Here is a 15,272-nt window from a genome sequence, read left to right on the forward strand (position 1 = left end):
GGGGGGGGGGCGGGGGCCCCCCCCCCCCCCCCCCGGGGGGGGCCCCCCCCCCCCCCCCCCCCCCCCGCGCCCCCCCCCCCCCCCCCGCCCCGGGGGGGGGGGGGGGCGCCCCCCCCCCCCCCCCCCAAAAAACCCCCGGCCTGTTTGATTCGACCGGCGTACGGCCGACATCCGGCGGACATTCGGTCGCCACGCGGCCGGGGCCCGAACAGGCGACATGGACGGTCCCGCATAGACGACACGTGTCGATTCCCCGCGCAGGACACAAGTTGTCCGGAACTCCTTGACTTGTCTAAGGGTCGCCATTCAAATGAGTCCTCAGTTAATGGAACATGTTTCAGTGGCAGGGTTGCCCCAGAGGGGAACCACTCTGTCTTCGGGCGCATCTCGGACAGGGGGGACAGCGCCGCATGTCCGCTACACCAGCACCACAGAGAACCGGCCGCTACCGCCGGATCACCGCAGTCTTCGGCTCCACAGCACTCGCCGCCGCCGCCGGACTGGCCGTACTAGCCCCTTCCGCCCAGGCGGATCCTGTGACTTACGGCGTGCACTGCGTACCGCCCAGCATCGGGGGCAGCCCGTTCGACGCCGACGCGAAGGTCGACCTGACCGTCTCGCCGCAGAAGCCGACCTACCGGGTCGGCGACAAACTCACCGTCACCTGGACGTGGAAGGACGCGGCCAAGAATCCGTCGTCCATCACCGTCAACAAGGACGCGGTGCAGCCGTTCGGCAAGGTCACCGTGTCCGGCGCACAGGGTGGCCAGATAGACATGACCGGTCCTCAGCAGAACGCTGAGACTCCGGGCGGCCAGAAACTGTGGCTGTCCACGATGACCGGGACACTCACCGTCGCCAAGCCCGGAGCCATCGACCTGGCACCGGGCTCGTACTCGTCCGTCGCGCACATGTCCGGCACCTGGACCACCCCGTGCAACGCCATCGGTAAGCCGGCGGTCTCCACGTCCATCGCTGTGGACGGCTCGGTCAAGCCGGTCACGTTGAACGCGGGTCGCAGTCCGGTCCGTCCTTCCTCCCCGTTCAGCCTGACCGGGGAGAACTGGCCGGCCGGTGGCGGAGCCCCCGCGCTCACGCTGTGCAGCATCGACCTGAAGTCCTGCGACCCGGCGAAGCTCACCGGCGCCGCCCTTGAGGTGGACGCGACGGGCGTACTGTCCGGTCGGGTCTCAGCCGCAGCGGGGACGGCTGACGGCACGTACGTGGTGAAGGCCTCGCTCGGCACGACGTCGGGCTTCACCGTGCTGCAGGTCAGCGCGACCGCACCGGTATGGGATGAGCCCATCACCTACCAGGTCAAATGCCGGGCACTGCCCGGCAGCGGCACCTTCGACTGGAGCCCGCAGGTCGCCCTGCAGGTAACCCCGCAGAAGGCCTACTACAAGGTGGGCGAAAAGGTCACGGTCACCTGGGAGTGGAAGCAGTACCCGCGTAACCCGCAACCTTTGTGGATCGGCCTGCTCGCCGACACGGTGACGCCGGGCGGCAACGTGAAGGTCTCCGGCGCCCAGACCGGGACCATCGCGATGACCGGGCCGAGGAAGAACCCGGCCACGGGTGAACGGGCACCGGTACACGTCGAGAACATGACGGGGACGCTCACCATCACCAAAGCAGGACGCATCGACCTGGCCCCGGCGGACTACAACCTGCAGTTGATCTCGCAGAACTCCGCTTGCAACCCGAGCGGCACGCCCGCGGTCTCGACCAGCATCACCGGTGGGGAACCCGCCCCGCGCACCCTGGCCGCCGCACCCGCGACCGGCCCGCTGGGCACCTCGACCACCCTCACCGGCGGCGGGTTCACCCCCGGCGCTCAGGTGCGGATCGAGGGTGTGGACGGCGCCGGACAGCCAACCGGTGACAACGGCACCGTCACCGTCGGCACCGACGGCAGGTTCACCGGCAAGTTCACCGTCGGCCGGCTGAACACCGAACGCATCACCGCCACCGAAGTCGTCGACCCGTCGAAGACCGCGGAGACGGCGTTCACCGTGGACCGCGGCACCGGAAAGCTGTCCATGAGTCAGGCCGCGGGTGATTCCGTCCTCAGCCCGACGGACGTGGACGGTTCCGCCCACCGGATGACCGGCGCGATCCGTACGGTCACCGTTGAGGACAAGCGGGTCAGCACTCTGGGCTGGACCCTCAGCGGCAGCATCTCCGACCTCGTCTCCGACCTCGGCGGCCGCATCAGTGCCGACAAGGTGACGTGGACCCCCGAGTGCCAGGCAGCCGCCGGATCCACCGGCCGGGTCACCCCCGGCGCACCCGGACCGGCCGTCGGCGCGACCTTGTGCACCGGACAGGCCTCAACGGACCCCGGCGTGCCGAGCGGTGGCACCTTCACCGCCGACGCACAGCTGAGCGTGGCGGTCCCGCCGTACCAGCTGGCGGGTTCCTACCGCGCGACGCTCACGCTGACCCTGTCCTGAACCGCCGTGGCCGGGCCGGCCCTCCGGGGCCTGACCGGCCGTCATCCGCTCCACCTTGCACAGCACTTCGTCCCACGTGTGACACAGCAAAGGAGCACCACTCATGAGCATCTCCACCAGAAGGTTCGCCGCCGCGCTCGGCACCGGCGCGCTGCTGGCCGGCGGGCTGACCGTGTTCGGCACGGCATCCGCGTACGCCGGCACGGTCAACACCACGGTGAACTGCAGTCTCCCCGCCGGGCAGGGCGAGAAGGCCGGCCCGCAGTCGATCACCATCGATGCCCCGGCCACCGCGAAGCCCGGCGAGTCGGTCACCGTCAAGGTGACCCTCGGCGCATCCCCGGCGACCAGCCCGGTCGCGCAGAAGGGCATCAAGGCGACCCCTTCGATCGACTTCACCCTCTCCGGCGGGGTGACCGGCACGGTCACCGTGCGTGGACCCGAGGTGTCCATGGACATCCCGGCGAACACGCCGATCCAGACGGCTCCGTACGAGGGCCAGCTCACCATCCCCGCCACCGCGTCCGGAACGGTCGACCTGACCCCGGTGCGGACCGTCACGGACACCAAGACCAAGTACGGCGACTTCACCACCCCCTGTGACATCACCGCCGGCAGCGGCGTGGTCTCCAGCATCGCCGTCACACCGGTCGACTCCGGCACCGCCACCCTCGGTGCCACGCCTGCCAGCGTCGAGCCCGGCAAGGCCGTAGCCCTGGCCGGCGTGCACTGGACGGCCGGCAAGACCGCCGTCCCGTCCTTGTGCGCGGCTGACGGTTCGGCCTGCGACGCGGCGAAGTTCGCCACCAACACCTTGGCGATCGGCGCGGACGGCACCCTGTCAGGGTCCGCCTCGCTGGCCGCCACGGTGTCCGAGGGCTCGTACACCGTCTCGGTCACGGACGGCGCCAAGACGGCGACCGCGTCGCTGACCGTGAAGAAGACCGAAGTCCCGGTGCCCACCCGCAAGGTGACGCTGGACAGGTCGTCCGTACGGGCGTGGAGCTTCGTCAAGGTCACGGGTGAGAACTACACACCGAACACGATCGTGGCCATCGCGGGTGTCAACGGCACCAACCCGACCTTCAACTTCGGCTTCGCGTACACCGACGCCAAGGGGAAGTTCTGCAGCTACATCCTCGTGACGTCGAAGAAGACCACGATGATCGCCGGTATCGAGATCGACACCAGCCTCACGTTCGACAAGATCGGCTTCGCGCCGATCACGGTGAAGTAGGACCTCAACAGCTCAACACCGGAACAGGGCGTACGCGTACGGAAATCCGAACGCGGACGCCCTGTTTTTCATCGCCCTGACAAGCCTCAAGCAGCCTGGAAAGCCTCAAGCGCTTAGAAAACGTCAAGCGCCTTGGAAAACCTCAAACGCCTTGGAAAACCTCAAGCGCCTTGGAAGACCGCAACCTGCCCGGAAGGTCTCAGCACACGCCGTCCATCGACACTGATTCCCGGTCGACCCGGACCGGCACCGGCATGTCCACCCACACCGTCTTGCCGCCCCTGTCGTGCACGACCACACCCCAGCCGGTGCTCAACCGCTTGACGATGTGCAGTCCGTGGCCACCCGGCTTGATCCCCTGATGGGGTGTCCGCGGTACCGGCTCCGCACTGCTCGCATCGTCGACTTCAAGACGGATCACCCCGGGGCTCCGGACCAGCCGCAACTCCACCGGGCCGCCCGCGTGCAGGCACGCGTTGGTCACCAGCTCGACCGCCACCAGCAGGACGTCGTCGGCCAGGAGGACGATGTCCTCGTCCTGGTCAGCTGTCCATCCGTACGTCTGCAGTGCCTTCCGCACGAAGGCACGGCTGCGTCCGACCGCACCCGACGCCTCGGCGAAGGGCAGCCGCCGCATCTGCTTGGACACCGTCGCGGACGGATCCGGCTTTCCGTCGCCTGGCGCCTGGGACCGCATGACGCTCATGTCTGTCACTCACCTCGCTCACGCCGTCACGGGTGGTCAGTCTGCCCGGATTCCGCCGGTGAACACCCACCGATACCTGCCGTTACGACTGCCGACCCGGTTAGAAGGCCCACCGCCGGCGGCCCCCTAACCCTGCATCGCGTCGGCCAGGGAATCGTGGAATGTGAACCCCTGGACGGCGCCTGTGATTTCAAACACCCGGAGCACCGCCGGCTGGACGCCGACCAGATGCACCGATCCACCGGCCTCCTGTGCCCGCAACCTGGCCGCGAGGAACGCGTTCAGGCCGGTTGAATCACAGAAATCGAGTTCTCCGCAGTCCACCACCAGCCGGGTGAAGCCCTTCTCCACGCAGGAGACCAGGCGGTCGCGCACCTCGGCGGAGCTGTCCACGTCGATCTCTCCGGCCACGGTCACGACCGCGGCCACACCCTCGGTGCGTACAGACACCGACAACACTCCCTGCATGTCTGCCTCCTGCGGACGCGTTCCTGCTGTCACTTCCGGCGGGTCCGTCTGTGACCCGTCCGCGGAACTCCAGAACGGGTACAGCGACCACACCGCCCCTGTTCATACCTGATGCGGGGCCCGGTGCCCAGCAGATGCGCAAGCCTGGAGCCGAGTTCTTCCGCGTCACAAAGTATCTCTACAAAGAAGTAGGTTTGGTGCAGCGGATACCGGTAAGACGTGACCTGTACGCGACGGCACTCTCAAGGGGGCGGCATGGCAGTCCAGCTCGACGGCATACAGCAGACCCAGGATGTGGCCCAGGGCCACCGAGCTGAGGCGGCCGCGGAGCTCGACCTGTACAGCCCGAAGGAAGTCTCCGACTTCCAGGCCGACTTCGAATCGGAACTCAACGGGCAGACCTTGGACAAGGTCGGCACGGCAGACGCGCGGGCGATGTCCAAAACACTGTTCGTGCGGCTGCGTCAACTCGAAGAGGGCAGCCACGAGTACCAGTACGTGCGCAACACCCTCATCGAACTGAACATCCCGCTCGTGCGGTTCGCCGCGTCCCGCTTCCGTAGCCGCAGTGAGCCGATGGCGGACATCATCCAGGTCGGCACGATCGGTCTGATCAAGTCGATCGACCGCTTCGACCTGGGCCGCGAGGTGGAGTTCCCCACCTTCGCCATGCCGACGATCCTCGGTGAGATCAAGCGGTTCTTCCGCGACACGACTTGGTCGGTGCGGGTCCCGCGCCGCCTGCAGGAGTTGCGGCTGCGGCTGGCCAAGACTTCGGACGAAATGTCGCAGCGCCTCGACCGGGCGCCGACGGTCGCCGAGCTCGCGGTCGCGCTGGAGATCACCCAGGAAGAGGTCGTCGAGGGCCTCACCGCGTCCAACGCGTACACCGCTTCGTCGCTTGACGCCTCGTCAGGCAGCGGCGACAACGACGACTTCGCGTCCCCCATGGACCGGCTCGGCGCGGAGGACGCGTCCATCGAGCTGGTGGAGAACCGCGAGGCGCTCAAGCCGCTTATCGCGAGCCTGGCCCCGCGGGAGAAGCACATCCTGATGCTGCGCTTCTTCGGTGAGAAGACACAGGCTGAGATCGGCGAGCAGTTGGGCATCTCACAGATGCACGTTTCGCGGCTGCTGTCGCGGACACTCGTGAAGCTGCGCGAAGGCCTGCTGGCCTGAGGCTTCAGCCGCTTCAGTCAAAGCGGTCACCGCGGTCAACGCGGTCAACGCGGTCAACGGCTCTGGTACGGAAAGACTGGCGGCGGGCGGCCGGTTCCCACACTGTGGGAGCCGACCACCCGCCGCCATCCGTTTGTCACCGCATCGCCTACTGCGGCACTTCGAACTTCTTCGTCCGCTGCATACCCGCGCTTCGGCCCTTGTTGGAGACGACCAGGGCCATCTTGCGTGAGGCCTCGTCGATCATCTCGTCGCCGAGCATCGCGGCGCCCTTGCGGCCACCGGCCTCCGACGTGCAGTAGTCGTACGCGTCGAGGATCAGCTCGGCGTGGTCGTAGTCGTCCTGCGACGGCGCGTAGACCGTGTTGGCCGCGTCGATCTGTCCGGGGTGCAGGACCCACTTGCCGTCGAAGCCGAGCGCGGCGCTGCGACCGGCCACCCGGCGGAAGCCGTCGGTGTCCTTGATCTGGAGGTACGGGCCGTCGATGGCCTGGACGTCGTGCATGCGCGCGGCCATGAGGATGCGCATCAGGATGTAGTGGTACGCGTCACCGGTGTCGTAGCCCGGCGGCTGCTCGCCGACGACCAGTGACTTCATGTTGATCGACGCCATGAAGTCGGCCGGGCCGAAGATGAGCGACTCGATGCGGTCGGACGCTCCGGCGATCTCGTCGATGTTGACCAGGCCGCGGGCGTTCTCGATCTGCGCCTCGATGCCGATGCGGCCGACCTCGAAGCCCATGGTCTTCTCGATCTGGGTGAGGAGCAGGTCCAGCGCCTTGACCTGGGACGCGTCCTGCACCTTGGGGAGCATGATCGCGTCGAGGTTGGGTCCGGCGCCCTCGACGACCGTGACGACGTCACGGTAGGTCCAGTGCGTGGTCCAGTCGTTGACCCGGACGACGCGGATGCGGTTGCCCCACTCGCCGTTGTTGAGCGCGTCCACGATGGTGTGGCGGGCGCCCTCCTTGGCGAGGGGCGCACAGGCGTCCTCAAGGTCGAGGAAGACCTGGTCCACGGGAAGGCCCTGGGCCTTCTCGATGAAGCGCGGGTTGCTGCCCGGAACTGCCATGCAGGAACGGCGCGGACGGCCTGCTCCGGCGGAACGTACTGTGGCGGCCATTAAGGTCCTCCCAGAATCGCTGCGCAGCCGGATGCGCTCCGGCTGACGCTGATGATGCGGCACACGTTACTGGGAAGTCACTTGCGTTCCCAGGCGGGGTGACAGGGGCCACTTCCGTACGACATCTGCCAATCTATGACCCATGACATCCGGCACCCCTGACTCGTTTCTGGACGCTGCCCTCATCGAGGAGGCGACGAAGAAGTCCGGGCTGATCTGGCCCGTGGTCGGCACGGCCTCCCGGGCCGTGTGGCACGCCTGGGCGGACGGCGGTGTGTACGTCCTGCTCGCCGCACCCGGCACGACCAGCATCGAGCAGCGCTTCGACGCGCTCGCCGGGGCGCGGACCGCGCAGGTGACGGTGCGCAGCAAGGACAAGGGTGGCCGCCTGGCGACCTGGACTGCGGCCGTACGGACGATCTCCCCGGCGGACGCCGACTGGTCCACCGCCGTCGACGCGGTGGCCGGCGGGCGGCTCAACGCGCCGGACGGCGAGGGGCAGACCGCGCGCTGGGCGCGGGAGTGCGTGGTCGTGCGCCTTGAGCCGACCGGCGGGCTGCCGGAACGGCCTGGGGCGATGCCCGCCGGGTCGCTGGCGGCCGAGCCGGTGCCGACCCCCGCCACGACGCGTGGCCCGCTGCCGCGCAACCGCTCCTTCGGGCGGCGCAGGCCGCGCAAGGCGGGATAGGCCGGGCTTGCCGGGCTTGCCGGGCTTGCCGGGCTTGCCGGGCTTGCCGGGCTTGCCGGGCTTGCCGGGCAGTACAACTAGGGCAGCAGCACCGGGTCGCGCTGCGCTTCGAGCGGGACCCGGCCGTTGGTGGTGCCCCCGGTGGCCCCGGGCGTCGCACGGCCGGTTGTACCACTCGGGGTGGACGACGCGCCGTTACGGCCCGTGGTCGTCCCCGCTGACGGGCCCGTCGTCGGGCCCGACGACGGGCCGCTGGTGGACTTGCGACTGCCCGGGGCCAGGTCCTTGTCGACCACCTTGTCGGGGTCCGGTGCCTGGATCACGGTGCGCTCGTCGTACCCGATGAAGTCGATCACGCCACTGGTCTTCGCGCCCTTGCCGCCTTCGAGGCGCAGGAGGTAGGGCGCCCCCTGGGTGGCGACCCATATCGTGCCGCCGCCGGTCTTGTCGGTGAGGGCGAGCGCGGTGTGGCCGTTGACCAGCTGGGTCTGCGCGCCCTTCTCCAGGTCGCCGGGCTTGCCGAGCAGCCGGGCGACCAGCTTGTCCACGTACGTGTTCTCCACAAGCCCGGTGAAGCGCTTGTCGCCGACCGGGACCTGGACGTACTTGTCGTGGTAGGCGACCGCCGCCGACGTGCCGTCGACGGTCTTCCAGAACTTGTCGTCGCCCTGGAACCACACCTGGTTCTGCACCCGGGTCACCCGGGCGATCCTGTCACCCTCGTTGATGTTCCCGTCGCTGCCGCTCCCGCTGAACCGCATGTCCACGTTGAACGGCTCGGCGCTCGACCCGGTGCCCTTGACTTCACCCCTGACGTGCACGAACGCAGCCGCCGCAGTGGCCGCGCGGGCACGCTGCAGGATCGCCGCCGCGTCCAGGTCGCCGATCCGGTTGCCCAGCGGCAGCCCCGCCGCGGGCTCGGGCTCGGGGGCGTTCCAGGCGCGGTGGGCGGGCTCGCCCGCGCTGCACCCCGCTGTCAGCACCACAGCGACCGATGCCAGAGCCACGCCGTATTTGAGTCGTCCCTGAGCCACCGCGGGATTCCTTCACCCTCTACTCGACCAGCCGTACACAAGCAGGCCCCAACGTTATCCCGGATCAGGGGCCCGGCCGTCGGTCTGCGATCAGTTCGCGTCGCTTCCCGGTTTGCCGTCGGCGGGCTCCTTGCCGCCGGTCAGTGTGCCGTAGTCCAGGAGTTGGTCGCCCGGTGGCACCGCCACGGGGAAGTCCTTGCCGTAGTCCGACAGCTCCAGGCGGCGCTTCCCGGCGCTGTAGCGCAGGGGGACGGGCGGTGTTTCGAGGGACACGTACAGCCGTCCGCCGCGTCCGGAGTCGGCCGCCAGTTCGATGGTCTCGATCTCCCGGATCTCCTTGCGGCCGTTCTTCTTCACCTTGCCGTTGAGCCGGAACAGCGGCTCGACCATGGTCTCCATCCGGGTGAAGCCGATCAGCCGGGCGTGCGCCGGGTCGTCCTTGGGGACCCGGACGTACTTGTCCCGCAGCATCTCCGCGGAGGTCGTGGCGTCCGGATCAGTGCGGCCGTCGCGCGGCGCGTACAGCGCCCCGTCCCCGCGAACGAAGAGGTCATCGCCGACCCTGAGCAGTTCGATGGCGGTCCCGGCGGTGACGACCGAGCCGATCGCGCCGTCCTTCTTGACCCGCAGGTCAAGCTTGTAGTCGCGGTCCTGGACCGGCCATTCGCCCTGGATGTGCACGGCGGTGGCGGTCCGGGCTGCGTCCTGCGACTGCAGCAGGATCTTGTCGACCGGTTCCTTGGACACCCCGGAGGGATCCGCCGACGAACAGCCGGCCATCAGGACGAGAAGCGTCGCAGCGGCACCCGCGACTGTCGTGTCCACCACGGTCCGGCGACGGCGCACGCGCTTTCTCCCTTTATGTCAGTCGTACGGGCCCGCAGCTTACGACCTGTGGGAAATCCTCCGTACCCGGAGACGTAGCATCACAGGTATGGCTTCCGATGACTCCCGCGCTGCCCTGCTCGAAGCGATCGGGGACGCGCTGGCGACGGTGAACGACCCCGAGATCAACCGCCCCATCACCGACCTGGGGATGGTCAAATCCATCGACATCGGCGAAGACGGGCGGGTCGCTGTCGCGATCTTCCTGACGGTGGCCGGCTGTCCGATGCGCGAGAAGATCACCACTGACGTCACCGACGCCGTGGCGGCGCTCGACGGCGTCACCGGCGTCGACGTCGAACTCGACGTCATGAGCGACACTCAGCGCAAGGAACTGGCGTCCAGCCTGCGCGGCGGCCAGGCCGAGCGTGAGGTGCCGTTCGCCAAACCCGGGTCCCTGACCCGGGTGTACGCGGTGGCGTCCGGCAAGGGCGGCGTCGGCAAATCGTCGGTGACCGTGAACCTCGCGGTGGCGCTCGCCGCCGACGGCCTGAAGGTCGGCGTCGTCGACGCCGACATCTACGGCCACTCCGTGCCCCGGATGCTCGGCACCGACAGCCGGCCCACCCAGGTCGAGAACATGATCATGCCGCCGTCGGCGCACGGCGTGAAGGTCATCTCGATCGGTATGTTCACCCCGGGCAACGCCCCCGTGGTGTGGCGCGGGCCGATGCTGCACCGCGCACTGCAGCAGTTCCTCGCCGACGTGTTCTGGGGTGACCTCGACGTCCTGCTGCTCGACCTGCCGCCGGGCACCGGCGACATCGCGATCTCCGTGGCGCAGCTGGTGCCGAACGCCGAGATCCTCGTCGTGACCACACCCCAGCAGGCAGCCGCCGAGGTGGCCGAACGCGCCGGGACGATCGCGATCGAGACCCGGCAGACGATCGCCGGCGTTATCGAGAACATGTCCGGGCTGCCGTGCCCGCACTGCCCCGAGGGCGAGCACATCATCGACGTGTTCGGCGCGGGCGGCGGCCAGCTGGTGGCCGACGGCCTGTCGGCCGCGACCGGCACGAAGGTGCCGCTCCTGGGTCAGATCCCGATCGACACCCGGCTGCGCGAGGGCGGCGACACCGGTGAGCCGGTGATCCTCGCAGCCCCCGACTCCCCGGCGGCGCGCGCACTGCGCGAGATCGCGGACAAGCTCGGCAACCGCTCCCGCGGGCTGACGGGCATGCAACTGGGCCTGACCCCCCTGCGGAACTTCTGATCCTTACGCGGCTCGAAGAACCTCCCCGTCCGCGCTTCGCTCCGGGCGGGGAGGCACTCCGACCCGTGACCTCATCGGCCCTTCGCTTCGCTCCGGGCCATCGGGGTCCTGACTGCGCCTTCGGCGCCGCGGACTCCGTCCGCGCTCCTCCGCTCCGCTCAGTCACCTCGTTCGAAGCTGAGCTCAGGGCGCGTAGCCCCGCAGGTCGGACAGCACGCTCAGACCCAGTCCGTACGCGCTGACCCCGCGGCCGTAGGCGCCGATGTAAACCCCCGCGGACTCCCCGGCGAAGAGCCAGCCGTCGTCCGTCTCGCGGTAGCGGAAACGGGAGGGCACGCCGTCGACCGGCAGGGCGAGGCTGCTCCAGGCGTCCGAGTCCAGTTGGTCGGCCAGGTCCCAGACGAGGTAGGTCTGCTGGGTGAGCCAGTCCTCCCGCAATGCCCGGTCGAGCTTCCACGGGCTGCTCTCCGCGAGCAGTCCGGAGCCCGCCAGTGAGGCGGCGCTGGAACGTGAGGTGGCCTCCAGGAGGCCGGTGCCGTCCCCGGTGGGGCGCTTGGGCCGCATGGGCACGGTGACCACCGCGACGAAGCGCCTCGGGTTGTCGCCCGGCAGCCTGCTTGGCGGATCGCCGTGGCCGAGGGTGCCGTGCTCGACGCCGACGGGGCCCACACACAGGTTGGCCGCCCAGCGGTCACCGCTCCAGCCCTCGTCCAGGCCGAACCACGGGAAACCCGCGGTCTCGTACGCGGCCGGGTCGGGGCGGACGGCGGGCCGTCTGTGGCCCGCCCCGCCCTCCCCGGGGGCCGGGCGGCTGTCGTCGGGCCCGTCCCGCCGTACGGCGGCACCTTGGCTCATCGTGTCCATGCTGTTGACCCTGTCTCCTCGCATCGCACGACCGCGCAGCAACGGCGGTTCCCCGTGGGCGGGGCAGCCCCGGGCATCTACTGTCGTGCCCCCACGATCAGATTTATATTACCGAGAGCAATCAATGAATAGCGGATTGTGGTCAACTCCGCCCAGTGGGGATCGCTTTCTGATCCTTTGCTGTGTCGTGCCAGATGCCAGATGCCAGATGCCAGATGCCAGATGCCAGCCGCAGCGCGGGCCGGGAATGCTCGTCTAGGTCGCGTCGGCGTCGTACGGCGGACGCTCGCCCGGAGCGATCCGTGAACCGTTGACCTTCGCGGGCAGAGCCTGCGACTGCGCCGCCGGACCGGAGTCCGCGTCCGGTGCGTCCAGACCCAAGCCCAGCGACTTCGTCAGATCGGCCTTGATCGCCTTGGCCCCGAAAACGTCGTCGTCCTCACCGAGCAGATGCTTGCGGGCGAACGTCTTGGGGTTGAGATCCTCCATCGAGAGGTTCTCGAACTCCGGGCCCAGTTCCTTCTTCAGGTCCGTACGCGCACTGCTGGAGAACTCACGGAACTTACGTATCGTGCGGGACACCTCGCTGATCATCTTCGGCAGCTTGTCAGGGCCGAAGATCACGATGGCGAGGACCACAAGCGCGACCATCTCGAGTGGACCGACGTCGAACACCTGGACTCCACGAGACGGACGGCAGCCCAGTCGACCGACCGGACGGAAACCAGAGTAGTCGGCCGACCGGGCGGAAGGGGCAATGCCCGTCCACTGAATGAGGGTCGAAAACGTATTGTCGGCAGATGTGACCCGCCGGACACCCTGCCGTCATCCGGCGTCTATTTGTCCTCGCCGCCCAAGGTCACGTCCACAGCCCGCTCGGCACCGCCGGTTCCGGCGCCGCGCACGGTCAGCTTGACCCGCTCCCCCGGGGCCTTCGCCCGGATCGCCACGATCAGCTCGTTGCCGCCGGTGATCTTCCGGCCGTCCACCGTCAGGATCAGTTCGCCCGGCTTCAGACCCGCTTGGTCGGCCGGGCCCCCCTTGCGTACCGGATCCTGGCCGTTGACCACCTTGTCGGCGATCCGCGCCCCCTCGCCCTGGTACTGCATGTCCACCGAGACGCCGATCACCGGGTGCACCGCCCGACCGTGCTCGATCAACTGTTTGACGATCCGCTGCGCCTGGTTGATCGGGATGGAGAAGCCGAGGCCGATGCTGCCCGCGCCCTCCTCGCCGAGACCCGGCACCCCCCCGCCGGAACCACCGGCTGAACGGATCGCCGAGTTCACGCCGATGACCTGCCCGGCCGCGTTGATCAGCGGCCCGCCGGAGTTACCCGGGTTGATCGCCGCGTCAGTCTGCAGCGCGCTGATGTACGACACGTCCTGCCCGCCACCGGCGCTGACCGCCCGGTCCTTGGCGCTGATAATCCCGGTGGTGACCGTGCCTTCAAGGTTGTACGGAGCTCCGATGGCGATCACCGGGTCGCCGACCCAGACCGCGTCGGAGTCACCCAGGGGCAACGGCGACAGGCCCTTGACGCCGTCCACCTTGAGCACCGCGAGGTCGTAGCCGGCGTCCCGGCCGACCACCCTGGCCTCGACCTGCTGGCCGTCGTTGAACGTGACCACGATCCTGGCCCCCGCTGCGACCTTGTCCACGACGTGGTTGTTGGTGAGGATGTGGCCGGTCCCGTCCAGCACGAAGCCGGTGCCGGTCGACTGGCCGCCGGCCGACGCCACATGGATGTAGACCACGCCCGGCAGGGTCCGCGCGGCGAGGCCCGCGATGCTGTCGCGGGGCCGGTCCGGGCTGTCGCCCGGGGCCTTGCGCAGGGTCACCGAGGCGCTGCGGTGGTCCTCGACGTACGCCCCGATCGCGCCGCCGACCAGGCCGCAGGCCAGCGCGAGCGCGACCACGGCGAGCAGCATCCGGCGGCGTGGCGGCGTCGACCGCGGGCCGTCGTCGTCCGCGAGGCCGCCGGCCGGGCCTGTGGGGCCGACGGAGCCCGGGAAGGCGTAGACGGCGGGGTCCGGCTGCGTTCCGTACGGCATGGGGCCGTACGTGGTCGCGTAAGGCACTCCGTAGGGACCGGCCGGGGTACCGAACGGTGTCGTGTACGGGTTCGGCTGGGCGTAGGCCGGGTGCACCGGCGCGTACGGCTGCTGCTGTTGAAAAGTCTGTCGCTGAGGATGCGCTTGCGGGGACTGCGGCTGCGGCTGCGGCTGCGGCTGCGGCTGCGGCTGCGGCTGCGGCTGCGGCTGCGGCTGCGGCTGCGGAAAAGCCTCCGGCTCGTCCGCCGGGTCCCACACCACGGCTGGCATCACGGCCGGCTCCGGTTTGCTCAAGGACACCGCGTCCACGTGACCGTCCGGGGCCGTCGGCTCCTGCGGTGCGCCCACTGTGGTTGGTACGACGTCGTCGACTCCTCCGGGGCCGTTCTCGTCGCTCATCCTGTGCCTTTCTGAACAAACAACACCACCGGCAGGACCGCCGCGGGACCAGTGTGCCGCGCTGCGGTCACCGGGCACAGGCGGACCCCACCATCATCGCCGGGAACCTGAAGAAGAGCCGGGTGGACGCAGCGGTGCCCCGCCCCCTGCTGCTGCGGGGCGGGCCGGGGCCTGCGCTCAGCGGCGGACTGCGGGCTGTGCGGTGCGCATCAGGGCGGAACCGGCGACCAGGGAGACCTCGGCGACGTCCGGCTGGTAACCGCGGAACCGGTGCGGACCGGGGTTGGTGGCGTCGGCCTGCTCGACCAGGTAGCGCTCGATCGTGGGGGCGGCCGGGCGGCCGTCGGGGTGCTCCACCGGACCACCCGGGACGAACGCCGTGCTCAGGGCGATGGCCATCATCGAGAAGGCTCCGGCGGCGACGAACGTGAGCCGGCGGCGGTAGGGGGCGCCGCCCGGCCGGAGGTTGGGGGACGGCGGCCGGGAACTGCGTTCGGGCACACCGGAGGGCCGTCCGCCGCGGGGGGCCGTCCGGGATCGGGCGGCACCGGGCCGTCGACGCGGCAGAGGCGCGCTGATGACGCTGTCCGGCGCGGCGAACGTGCGGGGGCGGCCGACAGCGGCCTCCGCTCCGGGCACGTCTGCGGACGGCTGCCCTTGCGGGGGCTCCCGCAGGCCGCCTGAGCCGCTGGGGTCCTCGGGCGCAGCCGGGGCGCCCATCGCGAGCAGCCGGGCCATCAGGTCCCCGGAGGGACCGGGTGTGGGCCCGGTTGTCAGCAGCGCCTTGAGGCGACGTTGGTCGTCGGCTTCGGCCCTGCAGTCGGCACAGGAGGCCAGGTGCGCCAGGACTTTCTCCCTGGCGCAGTGGCCGAGCTCACCGTCGACGAACGCGGCGAGTTTGTCCTCTAGGTGGCTCACGTCGATGACACCTCGGAGGTCGAACGGTGGTGACGGCGAATCACGGTG

Annotated in this window: 14 protein-coding genes; 5 read left to right on the top strand and 9 right to left on the bottom strand. The window is 69.4% G+C overall.

Going from position 1 to position 15,272, the window contains the following annotated elements:
* Positions 1-410 precede the first annotated feature (410 nt).
* Positions 411-2,456 carry a hypothetical protein gene (locus AC0Z36_RS23990; RefSeq protein ID WP_485465100.1) on the top strand — a complete coding sequence of 682 codons (2,046 nt, stop codon included), beginning with the start codon at positions 411-413 and terminating at the stop codon, positions 2,454-2,456.
* A 103-nt stretch (positions 2,457-2,559) separates the two neighbouring features.
* The gene (locus tag AC0Z36_RS23995; protein WP_485465101.1) at positions 2,560-3,693 is read left to right on the top strand and encodes a hypothetical protein; all 1,134 of its coding nucleotides are present in this window, start codon (positions 2,560-2,562) and stop codon (positions 3,691-3,693) included.
* 199 nt (positions 3,694-3,892) lie between these two features.
* On the opposite strand, the gene AC0Z36_RS24000 is transcribed toward AC0Z36_RS23995, so the two are convergent.
* Positions 3,893-4,399 carry an ATP-binding protein gene (locus AC0Z36_RS24000; protein WP_485465102.1) on the bottom strand — a complete coding sequence of 169 codons (507 nt, stop codon included), beginning with the start codon at positions 4,397-4,399 and terminating at the stop codon, positions 3,893-3,895.
* A gap of 126 nt (positions 4,400-4,525) precedes the next feature.
* Positions 4,526-4,867 (bottom strand): STAS domain-containing protein, encoded by a 342-nt coding sequence (locus AC0Z36_RS24005; protein ID WP_485465103.1) that lies wholly within the window; start codon positions 4,865-4,867, stop codon positions 4,526-4,528.
* A 255-nt stretch (positions 4,868-5,122) separates the two neighbouring features.
* On the opposite strand from AC0Z36_RS24005, the gene AC0Z36_RS24010 reads away from it, so the two are divergent.
* Positions 5,123-6,046 (top strand): RNA polymerase sigma factor SigF, encoded by a 924-nt coding sequence (locus AC0Z36_RS24010; protein WP_485465104.1) that lies wholly within the window; start codon positions 5,123-5,125, stop codon positions 6,044-6,046.
* Positions 6,047-6,194: 148 nt separating this feature from the next.
* Here AC0Z36_RS24010 and AC0Z36_RS24015 read toward each other — a convergent pair whose 3' ends face one another.
* Positions 6,195-7,169 (bottom strand): HpcH/HpaI aldolase/citrate lyase family protein, encoded by a 975-nt coding sequence (locus tag AC0Z36_RS24015; protein ID WP_485465105.1) that lies wholly within the window; start codon positions 7,167-7,169, stop codon positions 6,195-6,197.
* 142 nt (positions 7,170-7,311) lie between these two features.
* Between AC0Z36_RS24015 and AC0Z36_RS24020 the strand changes: the two genes are divergently transcribed.
* Positions 7,312-7,857, top strand: a complete 546-nt coding sequence (locus AC0Z36_RS24020) for a hypothetical protein (RefSeq protein ID WP_485465106.1) — start codon at positions 7,312-7,314, stop codon at positions 7,855-7,857.
* 77 nt (positions 7,858-7,934) lie between these two features.
* Here the strand turns inward: AC0Z36_RS24020 and AC0Z36_RS24025 are convergent, their stop codons facing one another.
* Entirely contained in the window at positions 7,935-8,891 is a 957-nt protein-coding gene (locus AC0Z36_RS24025) for a hypothetical protein (protein ID WP_485465107.1), read from the bottom strand.
* A gap of 90 nt (positions 8,892-8,981) precedes the next feature.
* The gene (locus tag AC0Z36_RS24030) at positions 8,982-9,737 is read right to left on the bottom strand and encodes a hypothetical protein (protein ID WP_485465108.1); all 756 of its coding nucleotides are present in this window, start codon (positions 9,735-9,737) and stop codon (positions 8,982-8,984) included.
* A gap of 88 nt (positions 9,738-9,825) precedes the next feature.
* Here AC0Z36_RS24030 and AC0Z36_RS24035 point away from each other — a divergent pair, with 88 nt between their 5' ends.
* Positions 9,826-10,989, top strand: coding sequence for an Mrp/NBP35 family ATP-binding protein (locus tag AC0Z36_RS24035; protein WP_485465109.1), 1,164 nt, complete (start codon positions 9,826-9,828; stop codon positions 10,987-10,989).
* Between the two features lie 183 nt (positions 10,990-11,172).
* On the opposite strand, the gene AC0Z36_RS24040 is transcribed toward AC0Z36_RS24035, so the two are convergent.
* The 4 genes from AC0Z36_RS24040 to AC0Z36_RS24055 all read right to left on the bottom strand — a co-directional run bounded on the left by AC0Z36_RS24040 (position 11,173) and on the right by AC0Z36_RS24055 (position 15,224).
* A complete protein-coding gene (locus AC0Z36_RS24040; protein ID WP_485465110.1) occupies positions 11,173-11,853 on the bottom strand; it encodes a hypothetical protein in 681 nt (226 codons plus the stop codon).
* Between the two features lie 255 nt (positions 11,854-12,108).
* Positions 12,109-12,528, bottom strand: coding sequence for a sec-independent translocase (locus AC0Z36_RS24045; protein ID WP_485465111.1), 420 nt, complete (start codon positions 12,526-12,528; stop codon positions 12,109-12,111).
* Between the two features lie 161 nt (positions 12,529-12,689).
* Positions 12,690-14,306 (bottom strand): S1C family serine protease, encoded by a 1,617-nt coding sequence (locus AC0Z36_RS24050; protein ID WP_485465112.1) that lies wholly within the window; start codon positions 14,304-14,306, stop codon positions 12,690-12,692.
* Positions 14,307-14,483: 177 nt separating this feature from the next.
* Positions 14,484-15,224 (bottom strand): anti-sigma factor family protein, encoded by a 741-nt coding sequence (locus AC0Z36_RS24055; RefSeq protein WP_485465113.1) that lies wholly within the window; start codon positions 15,222-15,224, stop codon positions 14,484-14,486.
* Positions 15,225-15,272 lie beyond the last annotated feature (48 nt).

It is taken from the genome of Kitasatospora sp. UYEF31, from assembly GCF_057291755.1.

Excerpts from the sequence above, each read along its gene's own strand:
- AC0Z36_RS24015 (WP_485465105.1), bottom strand. The coding sequence starts at position 7,169 with ATGGCCGCCACAGTACGTTCCGCCGGAGCAGGCCGTCCGCGCCGTTCC.
- AC0Z36_RS24020 (WP_485465106.1), top strand. The coding sequence starts at position 7,312 with ATGACATCCGGCACCCCTGACTCGTTTCTGGACGCTGCCCTCATCGAG.
- AC0Z36_RS24000 (WP_485465102.1), bottom strand. The coding sequence starts at position 4,399 with ATGAGCGTCATGCGGTCCCAGGCGCCAGGCGACGGAAAGCCGGATCCG.
- AC0Z36_RS24050 (WP_485465112.1), bottom strand. The coding sequence starts at position 14,306 with ATGAGCGACGAGAACGGCCCCGGAGGAGTCGACGACGTCGTACCAACC.
- AC0Z36_RS24010 (WP_485465104.1), top strand. The coding sequence starts at position 5,123 with ATGGCAGTCCAGCTCGACGGCATACAGCAGACCCAGGATGTGGCCCAG.
- AC0Z36_RS23990 (WP_485465100.1), top strand. The coding sequence starts at position 411 with ATGTCCGCTACACCAGCACCACAGAGAACCGGCCGCTACCGCCGGATC.
- AC0Z36_RS23995 (WP_485465101.1), top strand. The coding sequence starts at position 2,560 with ATGAGCATCTCCACCAGAAGGTTCGCCGCCGCGCTCGGCACCGGCGCG.
- AC0Z36_RS24035 (WP_485465109.1), top strand. The coding sequence starts at position 9,826 with ATGGCTTCCGATGACTCCCGCGCTGCCCTGCTCGAAGCGATCGGGGAC.
- AC0Z36_RS24040 (WP_485465110.1), bottom strand. The coding sequence starts at position 11,853 with ATGGACACGATGAGCCAAGGTGCCGCCGTACGGCGGGACGGGCCCGAC.
- AC0Z36_RS24005 (WP_485465103.1), bottom strand. The coding sequence starts at position 4,867 with ATGCAGGGAGTGTTGTCGGTGTCTGTACGCACCGAGGGTGTGGCCGCG.